Annotated in this window: 21 protein-coding genes; 9 read left to right on the top strand and 12 right to left on the bottom strand. The window is 43.3% G+C overall.

The features are described 5' to 3' along the window. Window positions 1-86 precede the first annotated feature (86 nt). From AACV12_RS10260 to proV, 6 genes are all read right to left on the bottom strand, one after another. Complete coding sequence (locus tag AACV12_RS10260; protein ID WP_017046070.1) at window positions 87-1,433, bottom strand: magnesium transporter; 1,347 nt, start codon at window positions 1,431-1,433, stop codon at window positions 87-89. Beyond that, the gene (locus AACV12_RS10255) at window positions 1,430-1,996 is read right to left on the bottom strand and encodes a mechanosensitive ion channel domain-containing protein (protein ID WP_013867977.1); all 567 of its coding nucleotides are present in this window, start codon (window positions 1,994-1,996) and stop codon (window positions 1,430-1,432) included. The genes AACV12_RS10260 and AACV12_RS10255 overlap by 4 nt, the downstream gene beginning before the upstream one ends. Window positions 1,997-2,132: 136 nt before the next feature. Then, on the bottom strand, window positions 2,133-2,663 hold the full coding sequence (locus AACV12_RS10250; RefSeq protein ID WP_013867975.1) for a MarR family winged helix-turn-helix transcriptional regulator: 531 nt from the start codon (window positions 2,661-2,663) through the stop codon (window positions 2,133-2,135). A 4-nt stretch (window positions 2,664-2,667) separates the two neighbouring features. Continuing rightward, complete coding sequence (gene proX, locus AACV12_RS10245; protein WP_017043349.1) at window positions 2,668-3,675, bottom strand: glycine betaine/L-proline ABC transporter substrate-binding protein ProX; 1,008 nt, start codon at window positions 3,673-3,675, stop codon at window positions 2,668-2,670. After that, entirely contained in the window at window positions 3,672-4,778 is a 1,107-nt protein-coding gene (proW, locus tag AACV12_RS10240; protein WP_017043350.1) for a glycine betaine/L-proline ABC transporter permease ProW, read from the bottom strand. Before proW ends, proX begins: the two co-directional genes overlap by 4 nt. 2 nt (window positions 4,779-4,780) lie before the next feature. After that, window positions 4,781-5,968 carry a glycine betaine/L-proline ABC transporter ATP-binding protein ProV gene (gene proV / locus AACV12_RS10235; RefSeq protein WP_094149352.1) on the bottom strand — a complete coding sequence of 396 codons (1,188 nt, stop codon included), beginning with the start codon at window positions 5,966-5,968 and terminating at the stop codon, window positions 4,781-4,783. 339 nt (window positions 5,969-6,307) lie between these two features. Here proV and AACV12_RS10230 point away from each other — a divergent pair, with 339 nt between their 5' ends. From AACV12_RS10230 to AACV12_RS10205, 6 genes are all read left to right on the top strand, one after another. Further along, window positions 6,308-7,132: a tetratricopeptide repeat protein gene (locus tag AACV12_RS10230; RefSeq protein WP_228209362.1), complete on the top strand. Its 825-nt coding sequence runs from the start codon at window positions 6,308-6,310 to the stop codon at window positions 7,130-7,132. Window positions 7,133-7,319: 187 nt separating this feature from the next. Continuing rightward, window positions 7,320-9,230, top strand: a complete 1,911-nt coding sequence (gene speA / locus AACV12_RS10225) for an arginine decarboxylase (RefSeq protein WP_026027469.1) — start codon at window positions 7,320-7,322, stop codon at window positions 9,228-9,230. Beyond that, a complete protein-coding gene (gene speB, locus AACV12_RS10220) occupies window positions 9,231-10,160 on the top strand; it encodes an agmatinase (protein WP_013867969.1) in 930 nt (309 codons plus the stop codon). 269 nt (window positions 10,161-10,429) lie between these two features. Next, complete coding sequence (locus AACV12_RS10215; RefSeq protein WP_020977858.1) at window positions 10,430-12,340, top strand: methyl-accepting chemotaxis protein; 1,911 nt, start codon at window positions 10,430-10,432, stop codon at window positions 12,338-12,340. Window positions 12,341-12,393: 53 nt separating this feature from the next. Beyond that, complete coding sequence (locus AACV12_RS10210; protein ID WP_170900292.1) at window positions 12,394-14,076, top strand: pyridoxal phosphate-dependent decarboxylase family protein; 1,683 nt, start codon at window positions 12,394-12,396, stop codon at window positions 14,074-14,076. Between the two features lie 158 nt (window positions 14,077-14,234). Next, window positions 14,235-14,954, top strand: coding sequence for a carbonic anhydrase (locus AACV12_RS10205; protein ID WP_170900291.1), 720 nt, complete (start codon window positions 14,235-14,237; stop codon window positions 14,952-14,954). A gap of 120 nt (window positions 14,955-15,074) precedes the next feature. Here the strand turns inward: AACV12_RS10205 and AACV12_RS10200 are convergent, their stop codons facing one another. From AACV12_RS10200 to AACV12_RS10190, 3 genes are all read right to left on the bottom strand, one after another. Next, window positions 15,075-16,790 carry a putative bifunctional diguanylate cyclase/phosphodiesterase gene (locus AACV12_RS10200; protein WP_013867965.1) on the bottom strand — a complete coding sequence of 572 codons (1,716 nt, stop codon included), beginning with the start codon at window positions 16,788-16,790 and terminating at the stop codon, window positions 15,075-15,077. Window positions 16,791-17,082: 292 nt separating this feature from the next. Continuing rightward, window positions 17,083-18,387: an inosine/guanosine kinase gene (locus AACV12_RS10195; RefSeq protein WP_094164392.1), complete on the bottom strand. Its 1,305-nt coding sequence runs from the start codon at window positions 18,385-18,387 to the stop codon at window positions 17,083-17,085. Window positions 18,388-18,500: 113 nt separating this feature from the next. Next, window positions 18,501-18,977: a CreA family protein gene (locus AACV12_RS10190; RefSeq protein ID WP_026028212.1), complete on the bottom strand. Its 477-nt coding sequence runs from the start codon at window positions 18,975-18,977 to the stop codon at window positions 18,501-18,503. 188 nt (window positions 18,978-19,165) lie between these two features. On the opposite strand from AACV12_RS10190, the gene AACV12_RS10185 reads away from it, so the two are divergent. Together AACV12_RS10185 and AACV12_RS10180 are read left to right on the top strand one after the other, a co-directional pair. Next, window positions 19,166-19,675: a hypothetical protein gene (locus AACV12_RS10185; protein WP_013867962.1), complete on the top strand. Its 510-nt coding sequence runs from the start codon at window positions 19,166-19,168 to the stop codon at window positions 19,673-19,675. A gap of 231 nt (window positions 19,676-19,906) precedes the next feature. After that, a complete protein-coding gene (locus tag AACV12_RS10180) occupies window positions 19,907-20,599 on the top strand; it encodes an HAD family hydrolase (protein WP_029189709.1) in 693 nt (230 codons plus the stop codon). On the opposite strand, the gene AACV12_RS10175 is transcribed toward AACV12_RS10180, so the two are convergent. Together AACV12_RS10175 and AACV12_RS10170 are read right to left on the bottom strand one after the other, a co-directional pair. Continuing rightward, the gene (locus AACV12_RS10175; protein ID WP_010318303.1) at window positions 20,556-20,768 is read right to left on the bottom strand and encodes a hypothetical protein; all 213 of its coding nucleotides are present in this window, start codon (window positions 20,766-20,768) and stop codon (window positions 20,556-20,558) included. The two genes, AACV12_RS10180 and AACV12_RS10175, sit on opposite strands and share 44 nt — an antisense overlap. A gap of 114 nt (window positions 20,769-20,882) precedes the next feature. Next, window positions 20,883-21,551: a DUF2238 domain-containing protein gene (locus tag AACV12_RS10170; RefSeq protein WP_170900290.1), complete on the bottom strand. Its 669-nt coding sequence runs from the start codon at window positions 21,549-21,551 to the stop codon at window positions 20,883-20,885. A 305-nt stretch (window positions 21,552-21,856) separates the two neighbouring features. Here AACV12_RS10170 and AACV12_RS10165 point away from each other — a divergent pair, with 305 nt between their 5' ends. Beyond that, a complete protein-coding gene (locus AACV12_RS10165; protein WP_170900289.1) occupies window positions 21,857-22,480 on the top strand; it encodes a DNA-J related domain-containing protein in 624 nt (207 codons plus the stop codon). 165 nt (window positions 22,481-22,645) lie between these two features. On the opposite strand, the gene AACV12_RS10160 is transcribed toward AACV12_RS10165, so the two are convergent. Next, a complete protein-coding gene (locus AACV12_RS10160) occupies window positions 22,646-24,301 on the bottom strand; it encodes an ABC-ATPase domain-containing protein (protein ID WP_026028209.1) in 1,656 nt (551 codons plus the stop codon). Between the last annotated feature and the right edge of the window lie 50 nt (window positions 24,302-24,351).

Genomic DNA, 24,351 nt, shown 5'->3' with positions numbered 1-24,351 from the left:
AGTAATCTACGTGATTGGGGATTTATTTTCTGAGCGGCTGTTTTTTAAGTGGTTTAGCTCGCTTAGGTTTCAAGCGGTTTGGAAAGCTACAACATCACTAAACTTGCTGTGCCCAAGAAGGCAAAGAAGCCAACCACATCCGTTACTGTGGTTAAGATGACAGAGCCCGCTAATGCTGGGTCAAGCTTAAACTTATCAAGCGTGATCGGGATGAGTACCCCAAACAGCGCGGCGGTAATGATATTTACGACAATGGCCAGTGAAATGGTGGCGCCAATCATCGCTGACTGGAACCAGAGCCCTGCCAAAGCACCAATGATCAACGCCCATAACAAACCGTTAATGGAACCAATACCAATTTCATTTTTGAGCAACGCAAAACGGTTACCCGGTGTAATTTGGTTCAATGCCATGGCACGTACCATCAAGGTTAAGGTTTGACTTCCCGCAATACCGCCCATCGAGGCAACAATTGGCATCAACACCGCTAACGCGACAACTTGCGAGATGACCGTTTCAAACATACCTATAGTGACCGAAGCGAGGATGGCGGTCAGCAGGTTGATCCCGAGCCAAAGGCCTCGTTTTTTGGAACTTTTAATGATGGGTGCAAATAAGTCATCTCCTTCATCCATACCTGTACCGGCCATTAAGCGCGATTCGTAAATCTCTCGTTGTGTACTCAGGGCAAATTGCCAGTCAATTTCACCCACTAAGATTTCATGGTTATCAATGATGGCGACGGTCGGCAATTGGGAATGTTCTAACGCTTCAACTGCTTCAGAAAGTGACTGGTGAGCATTCAGCGTAAAGAGATCATCTTGCTTGATGTTTTTCAGTAAAGTTTTGCTTTCAGCAAGCAAAATTTCTGTATAACTCACGATACCTTGGAATTTTTTTGCTTTGTTGATCAAATAGATATGTTGTGGAGAGTCATAATGATATTTCTCCAATAGTATCTTGGCTTTGTCGACACTGATGCTGAAAGGCAAGGTATACACTTTACGGTTTGCCCAGTGGCCAACTTCAGTATCTTCATAGGCATTGGCTTGATCATACAATTCAAGCTCGTCGCGACTAATTAAGCGCAGCGCTTCACTGATGATTTCATCAGGCAGAGAATCGGCCCATTCGAGCAGAGACAAGTTATCGAGCTTGGCGAGAGTCAGTTTTAGTTCTATTTCTGACAGTGCGTTGATGATAGAAAAACGTACTTCAGCACGCATCTCTGTCAGTACATCAATGTGTAGCTCTAAGGGTAGGCTACGCCACAGACGTACCCGCTGCTCGACAGGAAAAGCTTCTAAGATGATTGCGATCGAGCTTTCATCAAGCCCACTTTCCACGTACTCGCCGAGTAAGTCGATTTGTTGCTGCTCATCGGCTTTTGAAATCGTTTCAATATGCAGTGAAAGGTCTTGATATTCGTTCAACGTTTTACTCCGATAGGAAGTTGTTTCTTCTCGATTTTTTTCACGGCTTTTTCTGGAGTTTTGTTTAATACAATTACAGGGCGAACAATAAAGAGGTTGTTTGGATAGAGCACTGTATTGCCATCAACATTCTCTAATACGACATTGAGTAGGTTCATGTCGACGATTTTACCTTCAACAAAATTTGCGCCATCCACCACTCGCACCCATAAACCGATGCGACAGTGGTTTTGTACAAATAAAACCAGAAATGAGGTGACGTTGCTCAGCAAAGACCAACCTGCAAACAAACCGACGCCAAGCAACGCAAAAAGTGATGAGCCAACAACCAATAACCCACGCAGTTCCACGCCCCACATCATTAGCAGAGTCAACACTAACACCAAGAAGAGTAAGGTCTTCACCAGCCAACGTGCTCGTTTAAGCCGATGAATATCGACTTTGCCTATGACCATATTCTCAAACCATCGCACGGTGTAGCTGGCTGTTTTAGGATAAATAAGCAACGCCATGATCGTGATGATCCATTGATAATTTTTTTGAAATAAGTCTAAGTATTCCATGACGAATCAGAAAAAGGAGATTTGGTTCAAAATAACCGAAATTCAGTCAATTACAACCTCTAATCTGGCTGAGGTTGATAATTGGAATTGGGTTGAGAAAAAAGTAACCAATTTGCTTTAGTCGGTCGAATAAAAACTAGAGAGGATCATCGGGTTCTAGACTAGACAATAGCGTCGATGCTTCTATTTCTGGTGTTTTCATCATCATCGATAACCGCTGTAAAGTGGAGAGAATGAGAGTTTGTTCCCATGCGTTTAACGCCTGAAATTGTTCAATAAAGCTATCTTTTAGCAGTGTGGGTGCTTTGAGTAATAATTCATCTCCTGTTGGGGTCAACAACGCATGAACTTTACGTTTATCTTGTTGATCTCGCTCTCGAATGATCAGTGCGCGCTTTTCTAAGCGATCCAAAATGCTGGTCGCTGTAGCTTGGCTCATATTCGTATGATCGGAGAGTTGCTTTATGGTCATATCGGCCGAGTTTTGGATCGCACGCATTAACAATAGTTGGGGGCTAGTGAGGCCAAAATCTTTGTTTATTTTTTTGGAATGGAGATCTGTCGCACGAATAATTTGGCGTATAGCGACCAGTACTTCTTCATGAATATCCAATACTTTCCTCCTTGAAAATAAGCAGAGCCACCCTTTTGATATGGGTGGCTCCATATTCTTACTTCGCTGCTTCTTTGGCGGTTTTTATCCACGAATCGAATTCAGATTGGTGAGCTTTTATCCAACCATTGGCATGAGCTTCAATATCTTTGGCAGAGTTTTTACCTTTACTCATGATCATGTTTTGCGCACTGATATCATTAATATTCAACTTCATGATTTCAAAAAGTTTTGCTGCGGCTGGGTTTTCTAGAGCGAATTTTTTATTGGCGACAATCAGCATGCTGTTCATCTCAAAGCCGAAGTTCTTTCCGTTGGGTAGGGTTGTATCAATATTTTTGCGCTCACCAGGTAGGGCAGAGAAAGGGACTTCAAGCCAAGTGACATCTTTACCAGGGACCAACACCCCACTCACCCAATAAGGTGTCCAAGTGTAATAAAGGATAGGGTCGCCTTTTTTGTAGCGTGAAATTGTATCGGCAATGATAGCGGCATAGTTACCTTGGTTGTGAGTAACGGTCGGTCGTAAACCGTAGGCGGTTAAGTGCTCCTCAATCACCATCTCACAACCCCAGCCGGGTGTGCAGCCAGTTAAGTCTGCTTTACCATCGCCATTTGCATCAAACAGCTTGGCGATTTTAGGGTCTTTTAACTGAGCAATATTGGTAATACCGTATTTATCTGCCGTTTTTTTATCAATCAAGTAGCCTTGCGCTGCTCCTGATATATATTGACCTTTTCGATAGAACTTAGCGTCGCCGCCCGCCATCGAGTATTTGTCGGCGTGTAAAGGAAACCACCCAACGGCGAGATAGGTTGCATCGCCTTCGGCAATCGAAGTATAAGCCACGTTGTAGTCGACTTCTTTGGTCGGTTTGACATCGTACCCCAGCGCTTCCATCGCTTTGTTCACGATGAGAGTTTGAAATGTTTCTTCAGCCACTGTCGATTGTACGGGTTGTACACTAATACCTTTGCCAGGAAGTTTATCAGCCCAAGCGCTGATGGGTAATGCCGCCGATGCGATTAAACTGGTTGAGATTAACGTCTTCCATGCGTAATTCATTTCTGTTCTCCTAGATTGTTTGCACTCTGATGAGTCAGTTTTTGCTTCAGTAAATAAAAGGGTGAGATAGGGCCGGTTTGATACCAGCGTACTTTTTGATCGCGATTTTCTGTACCGATATGCTGAGTTAGGCGATCAAGTAAGATGGCGAGAATGACAATGCCAAGCCCTCCCACGGCAGCGAGTCCCATATCAAGTCGGCCAATACCACGCAAAACCATTTGCCCTAAGCCACCGACAGCAATCATGGAGGCAATTACAACCATCGACAGCGATAGCATCAGTGTTTGGTTGACACCGGCCATAATGGTCGGCATGGCTAGTGGTAACTGAATACGGTAGAGCATCTGTTTTGGGCTTGCGCCGAATGCATGGCCTGCTTCGATAAGCTCTTCGGGAACTTGTTGAATACCTAAGATGGTTAAACGAACAATCGGTGGCAGGGCGAAAATAATGGTTACCACCACGCCAGGTACGTTGCCAATTCCGAACAGCATCACGATCGGGACTAAATACACGAATGCGGGCGTGGTTTGCATCGCATCCAAAACGGGGCGGATGAATTTTGCAGCCGTTTGATTTCTGGCCAGCCAAATCCCAAGTGGCAAGCCAATCAATAGGCAAAAGAATACCGAGGTCATGACCAAGGCGAGGGTGACCATTGCTTGTGACCACGCTCCGATTAATCCAATCGTAATCAGTGAGGCTAATGAAGCGATACCCATTTTAGGTCCAGCAAGTTGCCATGTGATCAAAAATAAAATCAACAACATCACAGGCGCTGGCGTTGAAACTAACGTGGTTTCAAATGAACTTAAAATAAAATCAACAGGTACTCTGACAGCTTGAAATAATGGCCTTCCGTGTTCCACTAACCAACCCAGCCCGGTTTCAACCCAGTGATCAAAGGGGATAATTGCATCTTGAAATGGGTGCAGCCAATCGAAAGGCGCGGGAGCGTCGGTTGCGCCATTTAACCAATCACCTGCTGTAGTTGGAGACGCAGTAGTCGCTGACCAAGGATCGCTGCTGACAGGCGTTTGCGCGGTAGACGCCCATGGGTCAAGCGCCTCTGTGGATTGAATGTTGGTTTCCGTTGTCATAATTATTCCCTATCCAAAGTCTGCAATAAGCGTGATTTGGTGATCACGCCGTAATAATTTCCCTGCTGATCGACAACAGGCACGGCGTAGGGGACTTCAGCAACTTGGCTGATTAATTCACTAACAGACAGCTCCGGATCAACCGTCACAATGTCAGGCAGTAGTGCCGCGCTAAGTGATGTTTGTTGCTTGAGAGCTTGTTTCAGAGAGTCGAGCGACACAATGCCAGAGTATTTATTCGTACGGTCAACTACAATTCCGTAGTCTCGGTCATGATCCATCAGTAACTGCATTGCTGCAGCCGGGCCATCATTGTCGTGTTTTTTAAAAACGGCCGCGGGTTTTTTGCGGGCAATGTCTTTAGCTGAAAAAACACTGGCAACATTAACGCCACGAAAGAATGAACTGACGTAATCGTTAGCAGGATGATGCAATATTTCATCGGGCGTGCCCGTTTGTACGACGATGCCATCTTGCATGATGGCGATACGGTCACCAATTCTCATTGCTTCATCAAGGTCATGAGAAATAAAAACGATGGTTCGCTTATCATCATTTTGCAGGCGGATTAGTTCATCTTGCATTTCGGTGCGGATTAACGGGTCGAGTGCGGAAAATGCTTCGTCCATTAACAAAATGTCAGGGTCGTTGGCGAGTGCACGAGCCAAACCAACGCGTTGTTTCATCCCACCCGATAACTCATCAGGGAATGACTCACAGTAGGCGTCTAAGCCAACCCGAGCGAGTGCTTCTTTTGCACTTTTATTACGTTCATGAACCACCACTCCTGATAATTCTAATCCAAAGGCAGCGTTTTCAAGAACAGTCATATGTGGCATGAGTGCGAAGTTCTGAAATACCATTGAGATATTTTTACGTCTTACATCGCGCAGCTCTTGCTCTGAAATATGGGCAATATCCTTACCCTTCAGTAAAACACTCCCTTGGGTTGGCTCAATCAGGCGGTTCAACAATCGAACTAAAGTTGACTTGCCTGAACCGGACAAACCCATAATGACAAAAATCTCCCCTTCATTGATTGAAAGAGACACATCCTTGACCCCAACAGTGAGCCCGGTTTGCTCGAAAATTTGGTCCTTATCCAACCCTTTTTCTAACAGCGGGAAAGCTTGTTGTGGAGTCTCTCCAAATACCTTGTAGAGGTTCTTAACTTCTAACACGGGTGACATGATTTACATCCTTTGTTCTTCATGGCTATTTAATGTTTAGCCGTAAATATGTATAGTACACTAAACATTAATTTGACGGTTTTCAAGTTTTAACCCAGTTGTCACTAGCCATTTTGTCATTAACTTACTGATTTTTTATATCAAAAATAAATTTAAAAAAACAAAAAATAGTTTGAGTTAAAATGGTTATATGTGGATGACAGGCCAGAGAAATTTGGGTCCATCGGTGTGCAGATTTGAAAATGGCGACGAATAAATCGACAACGTGTCTGATGAAAGAGGTAGAGAGTGAGAAAAATAAATGAGCAACCGATTGTGCGGCAATTATTGCCGCTATTCTTGTTCCTGATAGTGCTAACGTCTTTCCCAACGCTGGCACAGGAAGAGCCTTATTCTGAATCGCCAATATTGGATCGTCCTTTGGTTGAGCGCTACATATTGGATGAGCTGAAAGCGTTAAGACAAGATCAACAAGATCTTGAACGGCGACTCACGATTCAAATTACCGACAGAGAACTGTCCGTTGCAGACAAGTCACTGAATTACTCGAATGTGACGGTGACCTATTTTTTCTATGTCATCGCTGGTGTTGCCTCATTAGTTGCATTAATTGGTTGGCAGTCACTTAAAGAAGTGAAGCACAACACGCGTGAGCTGGCCGATAAACGGCTAAATCAAATTGCGCAGGAATATGAGAAAAAATTCCTCGCCTTGGAGCGAGATCTTAAGCGCAAAACACGCATCATTACTGAAAACAACCGTGAAATTGAAATTATTAATGAAATCCATAACTTATGGTTGAGAGCGCAAAGTGTCCAAACACCAGAGCAGCGTATTGAAGTGTATGACGAAATTTTAAAAATCCGTCCCGGAGATTTGGAAGCGTTGACATACAAAGCAGATGCTGCGATGGAAATTCGGGAATACTACTGGGCACTGAGCCTATGTAATCGCGTGCTAGAGTTAGATGATGCTAATGCGCCAGCCTTGTACCAACGAGCATGTGCGTATGCGCGTATCGGAGCCGAAGAACAAGCGATTGAGGATTTACAAAGAGCCACGGAAATTAGCGCTTCATTGCGAGATTTAATTGCAGAAGAAGCTGATTTAGAAGGGCTACACGGCAATAAGAAGTTTGACGAGCTGATCAGTGGTAACGTTTGATTTTGTATTAAATTTCATCCACTTTTTATAGCGAACTGGTGATAATCAAACGTAATCTTAACGACAAATTATTATCATTAGACACACATACGCTTTTAACCGTTAATGCGCCTGACGTTACAGGCGTCAAGTCGTGATATCAGACTTTCTGATTCACTTTTTACTCTCTGTTTTTGTGAGATTAGATGTGGAACAACCATCCAAATTAGATCGCGTTCGCGCTGACTACAATGTTCATTATTGGAGCCAAGGCTTCTTCGGTATTGACAATCAAGGCGAAGTTTATGTTTCGCCGCGCCATGATAAGGCGCACCAAACCCCCTTGAGTTCGATCGTAAAGCAGCTTGAAGCGCGTGATTTAAATTTGCCTGTGCTTGTACGTTTTCCGCAGATCCTGCATCAACGCGTACATAACATCTGTGACGCCTTTAATCAGGCGATTGAAGAATACCAATATCCAAACAACTACCTGTTGGTCTACCCAATCAAAGTGAACCAACAAAAAGAAGTGGTGGATGAGATTTTAGCCAGCCAAGCGCAGCTAGAGACTAAACAGCTTGGATTGGAAGCGGGCAGTAAGCCAGAATTATTGGCGGTATTGGCTTTAGCCCAACAAGCAAGTTCAGTGATTGTATGTAACGGCTACAAAGACAGAGAGTACATTCGTCTGGCCCTGATTGGTGAAAAGCTTGGCCATAAAGTATTCATCGTTTTGGAAAAATTGTCTGAGCTGGATCTCGTGCTGAAAGAAGCGAAAAGCCTAGGCGTGAAACCACGTTTAGGGCTCCGTATTCGTTTAGCTTCTCAAGGCGCGGGGAAATGGCAGGCGAGTGGTGGTGAAAAATCGAAGTTTGGGCTCTCTGCATCTCAAGTGTTGACCGTTATCGAACGCCTTAAAAAAGAGCAGCAACTAGAAGCGTTGCAACTGGTGCATTTCCACTTAGGTTCGCAAATGGCGAATATTCGTGATGTGCGTAATGGCGTGAACGAAGCGGCGCGTTTTTACTGCGAGCTGCGTGATATTGGTGCGGAGATTGACTTCTTCGATGTGGGTGGCGGTTTAGCGGTGGACTACGACGGTACACGCAGTCAATCATCCAACTCGATGAACTATGGTTTAGCTGAATATGCACGCAATATCGTAAGCACGGTGAGCGATGTGTGCCAGTTATATAGTCAGCCAAGGCCAGTCATTATTTCTGAATCAGGCCGCTCGATTACCGCGCACCACGCCGTACTTATCACTAATGTTATTGGTACAGAAGCGTATTACCCAGAAGAGATTCCAGAAGTCGGTGAAGAAGCTCCGGTATTGCTACAAAACATGTGGCGTAACTGGCAAAGCTTAAGTGAAGGCTCTGATGCGCGTGCACTGATTGAAATTTACAACGATACACAAAGCGATCTGTCGGAAGCGCACAACCAGTTTTCGACTGGCGTTATTAACCTTCAGCACCGTGCTTGGGCTGAACAGCTATCGCTGCGCATTTATCACGAACTGACACTGCAAATGAGCACCAAAAACCGCTTCCATCGTCCTATTTTGGATGAACTGAATGAGCGTTTGGCGGATAAGTTTTTTGTTAACTTTTCACTGTTTCAATCATTGCCAGATGCGTGGGGAATCGACCAAGTTTTCCCTGTGTTGCCATTGTCTGGCCTTGAAAAAGTGGAAGATCGCCGCGCCGTGATGCTGGATATCACTTGTGATTCTGATGGTGCAATCGAGCAGTACGTCGAGGGGCAAGGTATTGAAACGACGCTGCCAGTGCCAGCATGGAATGCCGATGAACCGTATTTGATGGGATTCTTCCTTGTAGGGGCCTATCAAGAGATCTTAGGCGATATGCATAACCTATTTGGCGACACACACAGCGTGGTGGTGAACATGGCAGAGAATGGCGAAACTGAAATCGTATCGATCAACGAAGGAGACACGGTTGAAGATATGATGCGCTATGTTCATATTGATGTGGATGCCATCCGTAAAAACTACCGCGAATTAGTTAGCCAGCGTGTGGCGGTTGAAGAACAAGAAAATGTATTGCAAGAGCTTGAGCAAGGCTTGAGCGGTTATACCTATCTAGAGGATTTCTAAATGAATGATTTGTTTACTAAAACTGATTATTCCCTGTATTCCAATGCGATGACGTTTGTACGTCGTCCTTATGTTAAAGACCCAGTAAGTGCAGATGCCGATGTCGTGGTACTGGGCGTACCTTTGGATATGGCTACATCAGGTCGCCCGGGGGCGAGAATGGGTCCAGATGCGATTCGTCGTGCTTCAGTGAACCTTGCATGGGAAGGTAAAAAGTTTCCTTGGAACTTTAACTTGTTCCAAGATACCAAAGTGATCGACGCGGGTGATTTGGTGTTTGATTGTGGTGACGCTGAAGATTTCACTTATCGCTTAGAAGCGGCGACTAGCGAAATTCTAAAAAGTGGCAAAACCATGCTTGCTTTAGGTGGTGACCACTTTATCACGCTGCCTATATTGCGCGCTTATGCCAAATATTATGGCGAAATGGCATTGATTCACTTTGATGCTCATACTGACACCTATGCCAATGGCAGCGCTTATGATCACGGCACTATGTTCTATCATGCGCCGAAGGAAGGGTTAATCTCAGCCAAGCATTCTGTGCAAGTGGGTATTCGTACCGAATACAAACAGGAAGGCCACGGTTTTAATGTCATCAATGCGATGCAAGCGAATGATATGTCAGTGGAAGAGATCGTCGCTAATATTCGTCAAACTATTGGTGATAAACCCGTATACCTGACGTTTGATATTGACTGCTTAGATCCCGCTTTTGCTCCTGGAACGGGTACGCCAGTATGTGGTGGATTGAATTCCGATAAAGTGCTGAAAATCATTCGTGCATTGGCCGGTATTAATTTGGTGGGAATGGATGTTGTTGAAGTTTCTCCTCCGTACGATCAAAGTGAGCTAACTGCTTTGGCTGGTGCGACAATTGCTCTAGAGCTGCTTTACGTTTGGGCTTCTAAGCCAAATGTGGCGTCATAAAAAATAAGTCAGCGCGCAGCATCACCACTGCGCGTTTTTCTTAACCATCATCTCAACGTATTTCCATTAAAAATCATCATCTTGTCTTTCAATGTAAAATTCATTTTGCGCACTCAATAATAAATATTAATGACATAACTTGCATAAGTGTTCGCCGTGTACCAATTTTATTAGGTTGGCTAGGTGTCTCATTGGTCTACCATTCATATTAATAATATGATCAAGTTTCACCTTAATCTTTCTAGCTGTTATACGGTGAGGGTGAATCTATGACTTTAGGTTTTAAAAGCAGAATATATGTGAGCGTAGCACTGCTCGTTGCGATTTCTTTAATCGTTTTGGGCACCATCAACATGCTGTCGTTAAAAGAGAAGATGATTACCTCTTTAACCACAGAAACTCAAAACAAGCTCAACTATCACGTTTCTGAACTCGAATCTTGGGTGAAAACACGTTATCAAGCCGTAGTTAAAGGTTCACAACATTTCCGATCTGCTCTTTCTGATCAAGAGAATGTCAACTTAGTTCGATTGTTAGCTGAGAGTGCGCAAATTTCAAATGTCATTATGGCGTATGACGATGGGCGTGCCTATATGTCGTTTGACAAAGACAACGGAGTTGTTACAGGTCAACAAAATTTCACCAGTAGGGATTGGTATCAGCAAGCAAAAACCTCTCGAACTGCTCAGGTAACTGAAATTTATGAAGATAAAATCACCGGTAAACAGGTTATTAGTGTAGTTATGCCTGTCTACCAACAAAGCCGTTTCATTGGTGTTTTGCTGGGAGATATCCAACTGGATGAGGTTATTGTCCAAGTCAGTAATATGCGCTTTGCCGGCGGTGCAGCGACACTAACCGACAAGAATGCTGTCTTTTTTGCTAGTGATGATCCTAGTGATATTGGACGAACGCCCTCGCAAGTCAGCCCTAATTTCCTCGAAATGGAGAAACTTTTTAGCCAGCAAGATGCTGGTCACTTGTCATTTCCTTATTTAGGCATTGAATTTGATGGTTATTTCAAGCGCGTTAACCTAACCGATAACATGTACTGGACCATGATGGTGTTCGTCGACAAAGGTACGGCGTTAGCTAATGTGTATGAAGCGCAAAGTAGCGCTATTTACACTGGGGTGATTTTGCTCATTATCAGCGTCGCGGCAATCTTCGTCATTCTTAATTATATCTACAAGCCTTTGCTACGCCTGAAAAAAGCGGTACTTGATCTTTCGAAAGGCTCTGGTGATTTGACACGCCGCTTGGAGGTGAATGGTGATGATGACTTAGCGCAGATAAGCCAAGGCTTCAATTTATTCTCAGAAAATCTACAAAAAATGATGTTGCAAATATCTGATGCCAGTCAAAACATCTCCTCTAATATTGAGCAGTTAGGTCAAACGGCAAAGGAAAATGAGCGGATGCTGCTTTCGCACTCATCTGAAACAGAGCAAGTAGTGACGGCCATTACTGAAATGAGTGAAAGTGCACGTACTGTGGCAGAGAGCGTTACGCAATCGAATCACATTACTGACTCGGCGAGCAAAGAGGCCAAACAATCGATTATTATTGTGAATAATGCGGTTGAAACGGTCAGCTCATTGGTGAGTGACGTCGAACAGATGTCTGAGCGCATTGCCAATATGAACAAAGATGCGATCAAGATCAGCGAAGTATTGACCGTGATTGGCGCCATTTCAGAGCAAACGAACTTGCTTGCGTTGAATGCGGCGATCGAAGCGGCGCGTGCGGGTGAGCAAGGCCGTGGGTTTGCGGTGGTTGCAGATGAAGTTCGTGCTTTAGCAGCGAGAACGCAAAACAGCACTACTGAAATATCAGATATGCTGGCCAAGCTACTTGAAGGGACGGATAGCGTTGTAGCCGCAATGGACAAAACTAAAAACCAATGTCAAACCACAGCAGATAAAACGTCTGAAGTTTCTGGCAGTTTAAACATCATGAGCACTTCCGTGTCTGAAATTGATGATCTGAGTACCCAGATCGCAGCTGCGACCGAACAGCAAAGTACCGTCGCAGAAGAGCTCAGTCGCAATATGCTAGCGATAAGAGACATCGTTGAATCATTGGTGGTGAGTGGCAGACAAACCGTCAGTGCTACAGAGTCACTCTCTTACTCAAACCATGAGCTTGACCGCTTGGTCTCCAACTTTAAATTAAAGTAATAAAACGCCGCTAACGCGGTGTTTTATTTGGGATTAAGCACGGAGAGAGCATCATGAAAACAGCGTACTATAGCGTGTGGCTAGATGAGCACGCCAATCAACTGAACCCTGCGTTTGAGCAAATTTTCCAGACAGTGAAAGCGCATTTTTTTGCTCGCGATCCCAATCGTTGGCCTTTGTATCGTATTCACGAGATTGCCCGTTGGCTTGAAGAGCGAAAAATTGATGCGCCAACCGTGGTAAATACTGCATTGCAGCAACAATTACGGCATTCAAACACCATTCCTCGACAATCGAGCCACGCCATTCACCCTTTTAACGACTTAGCGCTTTATGCCGCCAAACGTTCAAAAAACTGGGATGACCCTCGCTCAGTGGAAAATGTGATCTCGACACCTTGTGACCCGGCCATTCACGGTGCGCTACTTGCGACTATTGCCAACCCTAACTTGGTTTATAGCGAATATGCGGGAGATGCCATTGAACTGGAAAAATTAGTCGTGCGGCAAATCGCGCATTTAGCTGGTTATGATAGTGATCAAGCGACTGGAGTATTCACACAAGGAGGTACATTTTGTAATTTGTACGGCTATCTATTAGGTATTCGAAAAGCGTTGCCAAAGTCAGCTCTGAATGGTTTGGCGGGCGAAGATTACAGGATATTCAATTCAGAAGCAGGTCACTATTCAAACATGACAAATTTGTCGTTGTTGGGGGTTGATGTTCAAGGTAAAGCGATTCGGATCAAAGTTAAAGATAACAATGAAATGGATTTGGCTGAATTAGACCAACAATTGATTTTCTGTTTTAAAAATGGCATTGCTGTTCCTAGCATAATGCTGACATTTGGCAGTACCGATACCTTCGCAATTGATGATATTGAACAGGTTTATGCGATAAGAGAAAGAAGATGCCAAGAATATGCGATTTCGATAAAACCACATATTCATGTTGATGCTGCTGTTGGGTGGAGTATGTTGTTTTTTCAAGAGTATGATTTTGAACGCAACCCTTTATCGCTTAATCGGGCAACACTGACGGGTATTGAATCCTTATTGCCGAGGATTAAAAGTTTACAATTAGCGGATTCATTTACGGTCGATTTTCAAAAATGGGGTTATGTCCCTTATACTTCCAGCTTGGTGATGCTCAAAAACAAACACGATCTCGCGGTATTAAAAACAGATCCTGGTTATTACTCCTACTTTGAACATGCTCAAAGAGAAGAGAGCCATTTGCAATCGACCATTGAATGTTCACGCAGTGCCGTGGGTGTTTTTTCTGCCTATTCAGCACTGCAACATTTAGGTATCGAAGGCTACCAAACCGTGATTGGTCATACATTGCAAAATGCTAATTATTTACGCTGCCAATTAGCCGCTCTACCACACTGCAAGGTGGCAGCAGTAGAAAACCAAGGGCCAAGTGTTACTTTTCGTCTCTATGACCCACAGAAAGTGACGTGTGCTGAATCGATGTTTGATCAAGAAATGAACGTCGCACGTCAGGGTTCTATGGTTGATTCGATAGTAGAGAATACGCTCTACCATCGTCATCAGTTCTTATCTCATAAAGGCCAGCATCTTAACACCAATTGGGTCGATTCGATTGCGCGCACTCATTATGATGACACTGGACATTGTTTACATATTCCGGGAGAAAAAGCGGTTTTAATGAACCCCAATACCACCCGAAAACATATCGAACAGTTTTGCCAAAACATTGTTCGGCGCTAGCCATGGAAAGGGTGAGCGCGAACTGAAATGAATGACTAGTCACGTCAATGTAATGTTATTTTTCACCACGGATGCGGTATGAAGAATGTATTACCATGTGCGCGTGATATTAACCTGAATGTTACATTTTAGATAACAAGCTGTCTCAAGGAACGATAATGAAAAAACAACTGTTGACCCTAGCAATTAGCGTTTGCTTTACCTATGTGGCGCAAGCAAATGAATGGGGATATGAAGGTGAACGTGGCCCTGAACATTGGGGACATGTTTCTAAAATTTGTGAAATGGGCAAAAATCAAAGCCCAATTGATATCAATGGCCTCGTTGAAGCTGATTTAAAATCTTTAGATATCCACTATTCAGGCGTTGTGGGTGCATTGACCAACAATGGACACACGCTGCAAGCCTCAGTTTCAGGGAAAAATACACTGGTAGTGGATGGTACAGAATTTGAACTCAAACAATTTCACTTCCATACCCCTTCTGAAAACTTAATTAAAGGACATCAATATCCTTTAGAAGCGCATTTTGTGCATGCTGATGCGGCTGGCAATCTGGCAGTTTTGGCGGTGATGTTTGAAACGGGCGCACAGAACGAACCATTAGCCCAGCTTACTGCGGAGTTGCCTAAAGTTGGGGCGAGTGTGCCGTTAGCAAAAGAGTTAGCAGTACAGTCACTGTTACCTAAGCTAGATGAGTATTACCGTTTTAATGGGTCACTCACAACGCCACCTTGCAGTGAAGGCGTGAGATGGTTGGTGGTCAAGCAGCCGAAAAGTTTGTCACAGCAACAAAGTGCAGCACTACATAGTGTGATGGGAAATAACAATCGGCCCATACAAGCTCACAATGCTCGCTTAGTGCTAGAAAAAGAATAACAACGCTCTTTGAGCGATTTGAAGTCGCAGTCGGGCTCACAGGGTTTACTATTTCCTTTCCGCTCTGCTTCTTCAAATTTTAGGTGTAAGTGCTTAATTTAGCTAAGCTATTTTTTGTGCTTATTCATTGACAGCATTTAATGTATAGCGGCTTGCACTGGCTAAAGATAGTGGTTTTGAAAACCAATAGCCTTGTAAATAAGTTGCCCCCATCTCTTTAAATTTTTGGTACATGTCGCCATTTTCAACCCCCTCAATAACAATGTCGACGCCATTGGTGTGACAAAACTGGATGAGAAAGGCTAAATATTGTTCTGATGCTGGGTTAGTCAGTGTTTTCCATACAATGCTTTTGTCTATTTTAATTTGATTGAGGGGCAAATCAAAGAAGCTATTGAGTGAGCTAAAACCAGCTCCAAAATCATCCAGCGACAGTTGAAACCCCATTTCATTTAAGGAGTGAAGCTGGTTAATCGCATTTTTATCGCCATCGAGTATGACAGTTTCCGTCAGTTCTAACACAATAGAAGAGGGCAATACACCGGAAGCCTTAGCCATCGTTAGTATCTGTTGTGGGAAGTCACTTTTCAGAAGTTGAAGGACTGAAACATTAATATTAACCCGAATATTAACCCCATTTTGTTTATTGTAACGGCCAATAAACTCACAGGCTTTTTTGAAGACAAAATAGCCTAAATCAACAATCAGCCCCTTTTTTTCTGCAACGGGAATAAATTCGTCCGGGAAAATCTCACCAAACTCTTTTGAGCGCCAGCGGACTAAGGCTTCAAAGCTGGATACCTGTCCTGATTGTGCATGAATAATGGGTTGGAATTTCACGGACAATGAACGTTGATCTAATGCTTCCTTTAAGCCTCTTTCGATGAAGAAATAACGATCAACGTTTTTTTGAATTCGGCCACTGTAAATTTCGATACGAGAATGATTTTTAGCACTAGCAAATTGACAAGTTCGTGATGCAATATTTAACAACTCATCGGCAGATATAGCACGGTTTATCTCAGGATAGACACCAATGCTAATATCATTACCATAGAGGTGCCCATGCTCCGTGGCTGATTTCGAATAGTGCTTCATTATTTGAGAGCAGATATGCTTGAGCTCATCGTATGAGCGTTCTCCTCTAAGTAATATGGCAAAATCGTCAGAACGAATACGGTAAAAATCAGCAAATTCATCGGGCAGTTCACGCAGTGCACTGACGACGTGATTCAGTAAATCTTTAACAATGTCTGAGCCGTATTGATTGAGATAAGACTTAATATCTTCAAGTTGGATGTAGATAAGTGAATAAGGCTCTCCAATTTTGAGTGCTTTCTCATCAATATCGAGCAGTAATTTACTTCGATTATAGAGGCCTGATGAGCTGTCAAAAAATGCAGCTTGATGAATGTAATCTTCCATCAATTTTTGATCGGAGATATCTTTATGGCTACCCACCATAAAATGTTCACCGTTCACACTTTTTGTGACCGCATTCCCCTCTAACCAGATATATTGACCATTTGCTTTTTTGACTCGGTATTGAATCGTTTCCCTTGATTCAGTGGTGCTGATATGCTCGTCGACGCGGCTATTGAGCAGTGCACGATCCATAGGGTGAACCAAACTCAGCCAATCAGCATAGGAAATAGTTTCGCTGTTTACACCAAATTGTACATAAAATGTTGGATTATAGAGCACCATGTTTCCATCGCTGCTCATATAAAACAGACCTTGACTAAAAAAATCGAGAATATGAACCAGACGCTGCTTTGCAACGGCACTGTCTAGGTCTGAAATTGAATACTCTTCCTGCGGAAATGACATGGTCATGTTAATCCTAATTCAAGCGAAAGCAGCAATGGATGATAATTGTGAGTCTTGATCCAAAACCTTTATGACTCATCTTTAAAGAGTACTATAACGCTTGTACTAAGATGTCTCAATTATAAAACTATTGATTCATCAATTAGGCACAAGTTATCAGTTTATTTCACGGAAGTTGTTATTTCTGAAACGAAATGGTGAGACTTAAATAACGTAGGATCGCATCGTGCGGTTTATTCGTTGTGGAAAGAATAAAAGCGACAAATTGTCGCTTTTATTCATGTAGAGGTCATACGATTTAACGATCCCAATACGCTTCTTCTAGGCTATCTTCACGTTCTGGTAATGCTCGCGATAAACGAGGAGAGTGCTGTGTGAGCACTTCGTAGCTGACACGGTTTGCATATTTGCAGATCTGAGATAACGAAGAGTAAGTGAGATACGGCACATCATGTTTGGCAGAGTTTGGAACATTGCGTTGATGATAACTATTCGCGGCCATATCGTGCAATAAAGCCGATAGCGCTCCGTCTCCCGCTCCGTTAGTGTTTTTGATTTCCAATGGGCCACCCAAGTAAGGGCCAATGTGTGAATACACTTTTATTGGGTTGAGGCAGTCTTGTTTTCGCATCGCACGGCTAAATTCGTACTTGTTAAATTCAGCAATATTACCCGGTAGGAGAGGCAGTTCAGTTTCGCGCTTTGCACTTTCATCGGTGTAGCTAGCCATATAAAGACCCACGGGCCCCGCGGTGCAGAGGATTAAATCTACCCATTCGAGTGCTTTGTTAGCCGCAAGCAGTGGATCTTTCTCACCAGTTAACGCTTCACCTTCTTCTTCATTCATGGCGACGACTGTGATGTTTTCTTTGATGTAGTCTTGCCACCACTTCGCATTACCTTCAATTACATACTTAGTGCCTAGGGTTAACACCACTGGAATGTTCTTGGATTTAGCGATCTCAATAGCGCGTTTGACCGCAAGTGGCATTGGATCTTCGGGCTTTCCACGCATTAAGTAAGAAGAAACAACTAAAGCGGAAGCTTTTTCAAAAACTTCTTCAGGAACACTATCAGGGCGAAGTTTATTCATATGCCCTTCATTAATGGCGAAGGTGCGCTCTCCATCATCAGAAATTAGGGTGTAGCAACGCCCGATAGGACCATCGACAGTTTGAAGATGGTTTAGGTTCATGCGCGATGAGGTTCTACACAAATAACGATAGCTGTATGAGCCGACTTCAATATTTTTGGACATCACGCCGAGCAAAACGGATTTGCTATCGGCCAACACAGAGTAGTTGTGCAGTGTGTTGCCAATCGTATCTCCCGGGTATTGGTGAGTAATTAAACCTCGTTCGACTAGCTCTTCATAGAGCGCATCGGCTTTGCTCTCTTCGAGCACCAGTGAGTGACCTTTACTCAATTGATGTTTCTCTAAGAACTCATTGTCTACACGAGCTTCAATATCAACAATGGTTTGTCCAACACCGACCACTGTTGGGCGGTGGAGCATAGCCGTTTGTTGAATTTGATTGACGAGAGGGTCACGAGCATGAGTCGGAAAATAGTGCTTAGATTTACGCTGTCCAGGAAACTTCATGTTGAAAAATGAGAATTGAAAATTTCCCGTATCATATCACGGATATGAAAGGTTCCTTTCATTTTTATTACATAAAAAAGTGAGCTAAATCCAGATCGCCGAGGTGTTAGCGGCTATTTAGTGAGCGTTATGTCCGTACTATAAGCCTTAGTCCCCCAAAGCGGTACGGTCGATAGGCTGTGCTTGAAGCTACCATCTGTTTCTTTGGTAGTATAAGACAAGTAGATCAGGGTTTGATTTTCTGCATCGTAGATACGTCTGACTTTCATTGACTTGAAGAAAATGCTTTTTGACTTCTTAAACACGATTTCGCCTGATTTGCTCTTATCAATTTTTGCAATCATCTCTGGCGTAATGTCACCAGTCTGACGACACGAGATTGAGCTATCACTTGGATCAGAAAGACTCAAATTAGCCTCAATTGAAGCAATATGGCACGTAACACCAGTCACAATATCATCACTTAGATTTTCGATTTTTACGTCTTTAAGCGTGAAAAATCCGAGCGATACATCGCCAACTTCATTGCTATCGCAGCCAACTAAACCAAAGCTAAGTATGAATGCGGTGGTGATGAGTTTCTTGTTCATGTCTATAATCCATTTATCCATCTTTCTGCACATGATAGCAGCATCAAAGGAGAATGATATAGGCTGTTATGTTGATGTTTTGGCCAGCATATCTGCAGTTTAGATGAGGATAATGTGAGTAATGGCTTGTCGCATATCGATCTGGTCAGTATCCTGCTTGCAACAATTAGAAGAAGAAGTAAATAACAATGATTAACCAACCTGACGTTGCCGCCATTAAAAACCAATGGCTATTTGACCAAGTGAATGTCGAATTTCCAACAGAAGAGAGCTTACAAGGTCGAGATCTCTACCAAAAAGCGGTTGTTCAACGCAGTTCTCGCCCTTTTATTGAGCTCACTGAGGAGCCTAACCTATCGTTGCTCGAAGAGGTTTATTTGGTTGATTTTCATCGGATGACAATATGGTTTGCTCTGTTGCAAGCAAGCTTATGGAGCGATAAAAACGATCAATCAAAAGTTATCGAATTCTTTACCCAAATCATTTATTCAGCACCTTGCGAGCTTTACTTAGGTTTTCAAAATGGGGAGCCTGTGGCTGCTGGTATCGTCACCTCCACTTCACATGAGATACTCATCTCTGACATCGTGACTCTGGATAAAAATGCATTTGGAGGTGAGGATGTATTCACGCGGTTGTTGCTCGCAAAATGGCGTGCTAATCATGAGTGCAATGGTAATGTTTTTATAGAACAGTAGATTGTCCTGTTAAAGTGCTTCATTCAGAGTCTAGAATCATATTTATTCTGAATTTGCACTTCGACACGACAGGTGGTGATAACGTCAGCTGCAACATCGTACTGAGCGTAAAAGAGTGATGTGGCTATAAGTTATGCATATCAACTCTTATCTTCGTTTCATTCTGTTAACTCAATCATTTTATACATTCACCCAGCGGTTAAAATTAAGCATTGGATGAAGGAAGTGTTTATGACTGAGAAAAAAATAAAATGTATTATTTTCGACTGTGAAGGTACTTTAGTTGATAGTGAGCGTTTGTGCTGCGAAGCGCTAGTCAATGTATTGAACCAACTAGGAGCCCACCTTACTTTTGCACAAGTGAGTAACCATTTTGAAGGTGGGAAGATTGCGGACATACTGTTTCAGGCACTTGAACATACCAACATTAACGCCGATCTTGATCTTTTAGAGAACCTTTATCGGGATAAAGTTAATGAGCTCTTCCAGCAATATCTTTCACCCATGGATGGTGCGATAGAACTACTTGAGTATTTACGCCAGCAGGGTATTGAATACTGTGTCACCTCTAATGCACCTAAAGAAAAAATATCATCAATTTTACAACGGAGCGGTTTGCTCCCTTTGTTTGAAGGACGCATTTTTTCAGCCTTTGATGCGAATAGCTGGAAGCCTGAACCTGATTTGATTCGTTATTGTGCGATGAATATGGGATTTCTTTTGCAAGAATGTATTTATGTGGATGATTCAGCAAAAGGGGTTGAAGCGGGTATCAATGCAGAGGTACCAACCGTTCAGCTAGCACCTCTTAACCCACAGGGTTTTTCTCAAGCGCCTAATGTCGTTGTTATCGACACATTACTTGAGCTTAAACCATGGCTCAATGCACATTGTTGGCCAAGCAATGAATGTGTTTATGACTGATTAGCGCTGTGTGTACACCAATCATTTGCTGGACGCTTTGTAAGTGGTCGGTTTTAAAACCACATTGTGCGCAGATAAACTTTTCATTGTTTGTGGAAATAAAGTATTCGTCATGTTGACAAAGTGGACAGCAGTCTATTTTTTCAAGTGTTTTATTTATATTTTTCATAATCAATTCTCAGCAGCAAAAAGGGAGAGTCACGTTCTCCGTACTCACAGAATAAACACTAATCAAAACTTGCTCTCGGTAATATTTACCTTAGTTCCAAAAATTAGAGGCATTTCATACTTCACTGTAAGGAATGTTTGATTTTGGCCTAAACCATAATAGGCAAAGTGCCGTCATTGCCCCAAGGGTATCGCATAACATGTCTTTTTGTGCGTCCCAAATGTCGCCTTGTGAACCCAGAAAAGCGATTCCCTCATCACCACCCGCGATTGAGGCATACCACCATTCAATAATTTCGTAACCTGCTGCGATACTCATGATAGAGAAAAGCCCGAACAATGAGGCAATTAGCGGTTTACAGAGCTGCTTTCTAATTAAATATTCAGCGATAGGGTAGACATAAAAGCCAATTGAGAAATGAGCGACGCGATCAAAATTATTACGAGATGATCCGATCAGTTCGTTGAACCAAGCAAACGGAACATCTGCAAATGTATATTTAGCCCCAATGGTATGCAAACTAAGCCACACAAACATCAGAATATAAGCCGTTGAGCTAAAGCGTAGTTTTGTTGAAGCCCAATAGACGAGTGCTAAGATCCCTAGCGCAGGGATGATTTCTGCTAACCAGACAGCACGAGAAACCGGCGCGATCGCTGAAAATAGAAAGAGTACACCGTAGATCGCCGTCAAAAATAAAAGCGTGCGTGAGAAGTTGAGAGACATGTTTTTTCCTATCACAAAATACCGATGGATAGTGCCACTATTTTGCACGATGTTCAATTTTGTTGAATTCTGTATCTTATAGACGTAGAAATTTGTGTTTGAGATGTGTGTATCTACCTTCGTTTTGTGATTGATTTTCGCATCGTCTTAGCAAAGAGATCAGCAAGGTGGAGAAGATCATGCAACAACTCGATCTTTCTCTTTTTATGTATTGATAGATAGTGCGTGTGATAAACGGACTCTAGTTCAAAAAGCCAAGATAATATGCGGTAAGAAACTCGACAAAAAAGCGATATTGGATTTGAATGAAGAGAGAACCTTAATATGAACGTCGAGACTATGTCCAAAGTAGGCCCGAAAGTATGTCTGAAAGCTTAGAACTTACCGCTCAGTTTCAATCTTACATGGAAAATCCGCTGCTTTGGCCAATGTTGGAGGTGTTGCGTAAACAGCCTTCCGGTTGGAAAGTCCATACGTTAGCGGCACATTTAAGTGAACAGGGATTCATGCCTGTACTTGATAGCGCACCTGAAAAAGACCTCTTTAAGCGTAATTTTTTGATCATGAACGCGCTCTATCAGCTTCAAGAGACGCTTTACCCTGAAAAGTGGTTACAAGTATCAGCAATGGACATTGTACTAATGCCTGCGCATCGTGCCGTTAGTTGCGAAATCGACCCAGATGATCCATTGCGTGATTATTACACTCAGTGGAAAAATTATGAGGCTGATGAAGGAGAAGTGCGCCGCTTGTTGAACGAATTTTGGACTCGTTACCGTAAAGCAATGGGTGGAACGAGTAACCTTAATATGAATCGTCTTCAAGCATTGAGGCTGTTTAAATTACCAGTGGAAGCGACGCAAATTGAAATCCGAAAAACATGGCGCAAGTTGGCACTAAAGTGGCATCCAGATAGAGACAATGGCAATGCTGAAACGTTTCGAGTGTTGTGTGAAGCATGGAATATTTTGCGGCAAAATAGTTAAAGCCCAAACCTTAAACTCTAGACAAGATATTTGTCGAATAAGGTCAACTGGCACTGTAAGGCATACCTAAGCTAACTACCTGTAATGTACTGAAGCAATAAGGTACTGAAGTAAAAAAGAAGCGATCTCTCGCTTCTTTTTGCTTTTGTTATAGGGAGTTAATCTTTACTGGTGGTTTTTAAATTGCGACTTGCGCATACGGTTCAACGCCGCCATCACATCGATGACACGCGGTTTCGCCAAATCACCGTGGTTTGGCATATTTTGGTGCCATGTTCCTGCTAATAAAGCCATCATCTCTTTGCTTGGTTGCGCTGACCACCCCGGAGTCTGCGCAAACTGGAACCAAGTCCAGCCAATCGCATTGACTTCAGAAGGTGACTCCAATTGTTCTAACGCATTTAAATCCGTAAATTCTTTGCCAAAGCGAAGCGAATCAACGCCTTTGGCAGAGACTCGGAATTTACCATCAACCAGTAATTTTTGCAGCGCAGTGCGATTCACAGCGCGTTCTGGGAAAATAGCCAGTGGCGTTTCACACTCGTTGTGACGAGCAGTTGGATGTTGTTTGATGACTTCTTTAGCCTTGTTAGTCACATCAACGGCGTGGTAGTCATGCATCTGGATGACAGTATCGGCGACATCTAAGTAATCACCGGATCCCCCCATAACGATCAGTGTCGAGATATCCAAATCATCGCGAAGTTGCCCGATACGATCAACCAATGGTGTAATGGGCTCATCACCTTTACTAACCAGCGCTTGCATACGCTCATCACGGATCATGAAGTTGGTGGCGGAAGTATCTTCATCAATCAGTAATGTACTAGCGCCAGATTCAATGGATTCTTGTAACCACGCTGCTTGCGATGTTGAACCGGACGCATCTTGAGTGCTGAAATCGGAGGTTTCTTTACCCATAGGTAGGTGATTGATGTAGTTGGACAAATTTAAATTATGTACGCAACGGCCATCTTCAGCGCGAATTTTCATGGCTTGATGATCCGTAACAATTCGCTCACGGCCATCGCCGGGAATATGGTTGTAAATTGAACGCTCAATCGCCGTTAACAAAGTCGATTTACCGTGAAAACCACCGCCGACGATAAGGGTTATACCTTTGGGGATACCGAGTCCTTTAATTTTGCCTTGGTTTGGTGTCTCAAGCTCGACTTCTAGCGATGTGGGGGCTTGGAAAGTAACGGCGTCTTTCATCGGCAGATCACAGTTACCTGCCAAGCGAGGTAATACGCTGCCATTAGCCACAAAAGCAACCAGATTGTGCTGTGCCAGTTGTGCACGCATTGCTTCTTGATCTTCGATCACAGCGCAATGCTCAAGTAGGGCATCTTTATCCAGTTCACGTTCAATGGTGGCCCTGCGAATGAATTTTGGCAGGTAGAAGGTGATGATGTTGAGCGCTTTCTTGGCCAGAATGTCACGACCTTCAGCGGGTAAATTGATGCGAAAACGAAGCTCAATACCATGCTCCGTAAAGAGAACAGCTGTACTATCAAGCACCGTTTGGCCCGTCAATGCGATGGCAATATGGTTCTCTTGCTTAGCAAACTCTGCAAAACTACGAGCGATAAAATCTCTTGCAGCCATTTGATAAGCAGGTGATTTCTCTTTTAACCATTCCAGACCGGTCAGAGACCATGCTCGAGTAGCGCGAAAGCGAGATGCAGAAGCGTAAGGGTCCGCTTGGATATGATCGATATGCAAGGTGAAATCACCAAATTCGTATTGACCTTTGATCTGCTGATAGGCGCGGTAGTTCTGTTTTTCTAGCTTTTTGAGAATTGATGTTAATAAATCCATCTCGATATCGCTCGTTTGGAAAGGAAAGGCGGCGATTATAGGAACCGCCA

This window comes from Vibrio sp. 2-2(8) (assembly GCF_963888495.1).
Lineage (GTDB): Bacteria > Pseudomonadota > Gammaproteobacteria > Enterobacterales > Vibrionaceae > Vibrio > Vibrio anguillarum.
This window is presented reverse-complemented; position numbering and strand designations above follow the sequence as displayed.

Excerpts from the sequence above, each read along its gene's own strand:
- speB (WP_013867969.1), top strand. The coding sequence starts at position 9,231 with ATGAATGATTTGTTTACTAAAACTGATTATTCCCTGTATTCCAATGCG.
- AACV12_RS10250 (WP_013867975.1), bottom strand. The coding sequence starts at position 2,663 with ATGGAGCCACCCATATCAAAAGGGTGGCTCTGCTTATTTTCAAGGAGG.
- proX (WP_017043349.1), bottom strand. The coding sequence starts at position 3,675 with ATGAATTACGCATGGAAGACGTTAATCTCAACCAGTTTAATCGCATCG.
- AACV12_RS10175 (WP_010318303.1), bottom strand. The coding sequence starts at position 20,768 with ATGAAAAATATAAATAAAACACTTGAAAAAATAGACTGCTGTCCACTT.
- proW (WP_017043350.1), bottom strand. The coding sequence starts at position 4,778 with ATGACAACGGAAACCAACATTCAATCCACAGAGGCGCTTGACCCATGG.
- AACV12_RS10195 (WP_094164392.1), bottom strand. The coding sequence starts at position 18,387 with ATGAAGTTTCCTGGACAGCGTAAATCTAAGCACTATTTTCCGACTCAT.
- AACV12_RS10205 (WP_170900291.1), top strand. The coding sequence starts at position 14,235 with ATGAAAAAACAACTGTTGACCCTAGCAATTAGCGTTTGCTTTACCTAT.
- AACV12_RS10200 (WP_013867965.1), bottom strand. The coding sequence starts at position 16,790 with ATGACCATGTCATTTCCGCAGGAAGAGTATTCAATTTCAGACCTAGAC.
- AACV12_RS10255 (WP_013867977.1), bottom strand. The coding sequence starts at position 1,996 with ATGGAATACTTAGACTTATTTCAAAAAAATTATCAATGGATCATCACG.
- AACV12_RS10190 (WP_026028212.1), bottom strand. The coding sequence starts at position 18,977 with ATGAACAAGAAACTCATCACCACCGCATTCATACTTAGCTTTGGTTTA.
- AACV12_RS10165 (WP_170900289.1), top strand. The coding sequence starts at position 21,857 with ATGTCTGAAAGCTTAGAACTTACCGCTCAGTTTCAATCTTACATGGAA.
- AACV12_RS10160 (WP_026028209.1), bottom strand. The coding sequence starts at position 24,301 with ATGGATTTATTAACATCAATTCTCAAAAAGCTAGAAAAACAGAACTAC.
- AACV12_RS10210 (WP_170900292.1), top strand. The coding sequence starts at position 12,394 with ATGAAAACAGCGTACTATAGCGTGTGGCTAGATGAGCACGCCAATCAA.
- AACV12_RS10185 (WP_013867962.1), top strand. The coding sequence starts at position 19,166 with ATGATTAACCAACCTGACGTTGCCGCCATTAAAAACCAATGGCTATTT.
- proV (WP_094149352.1), bottom strand. The coding sequence starts at position 5,968 with ATGTCACCCGTGTTAGAAGTTAAGAACCTCTACAAGGTATTTGGAGAG.
- AACV12_RS10180 (WP_029189709.1), top strand. The coding sequence starts at position 19,907 with ATGACTGAGAAAAAAATAAAATGTATTATTTTCGACTGTGAAGGTACT.
- AACV12_RS10215 (WP_020977858.1), top strand. The coding sequence starts at position 10,430 with ATGACTTTAGGTTTTAAAAGCAGAATATATGTGAGCGTAGCACTGCTC.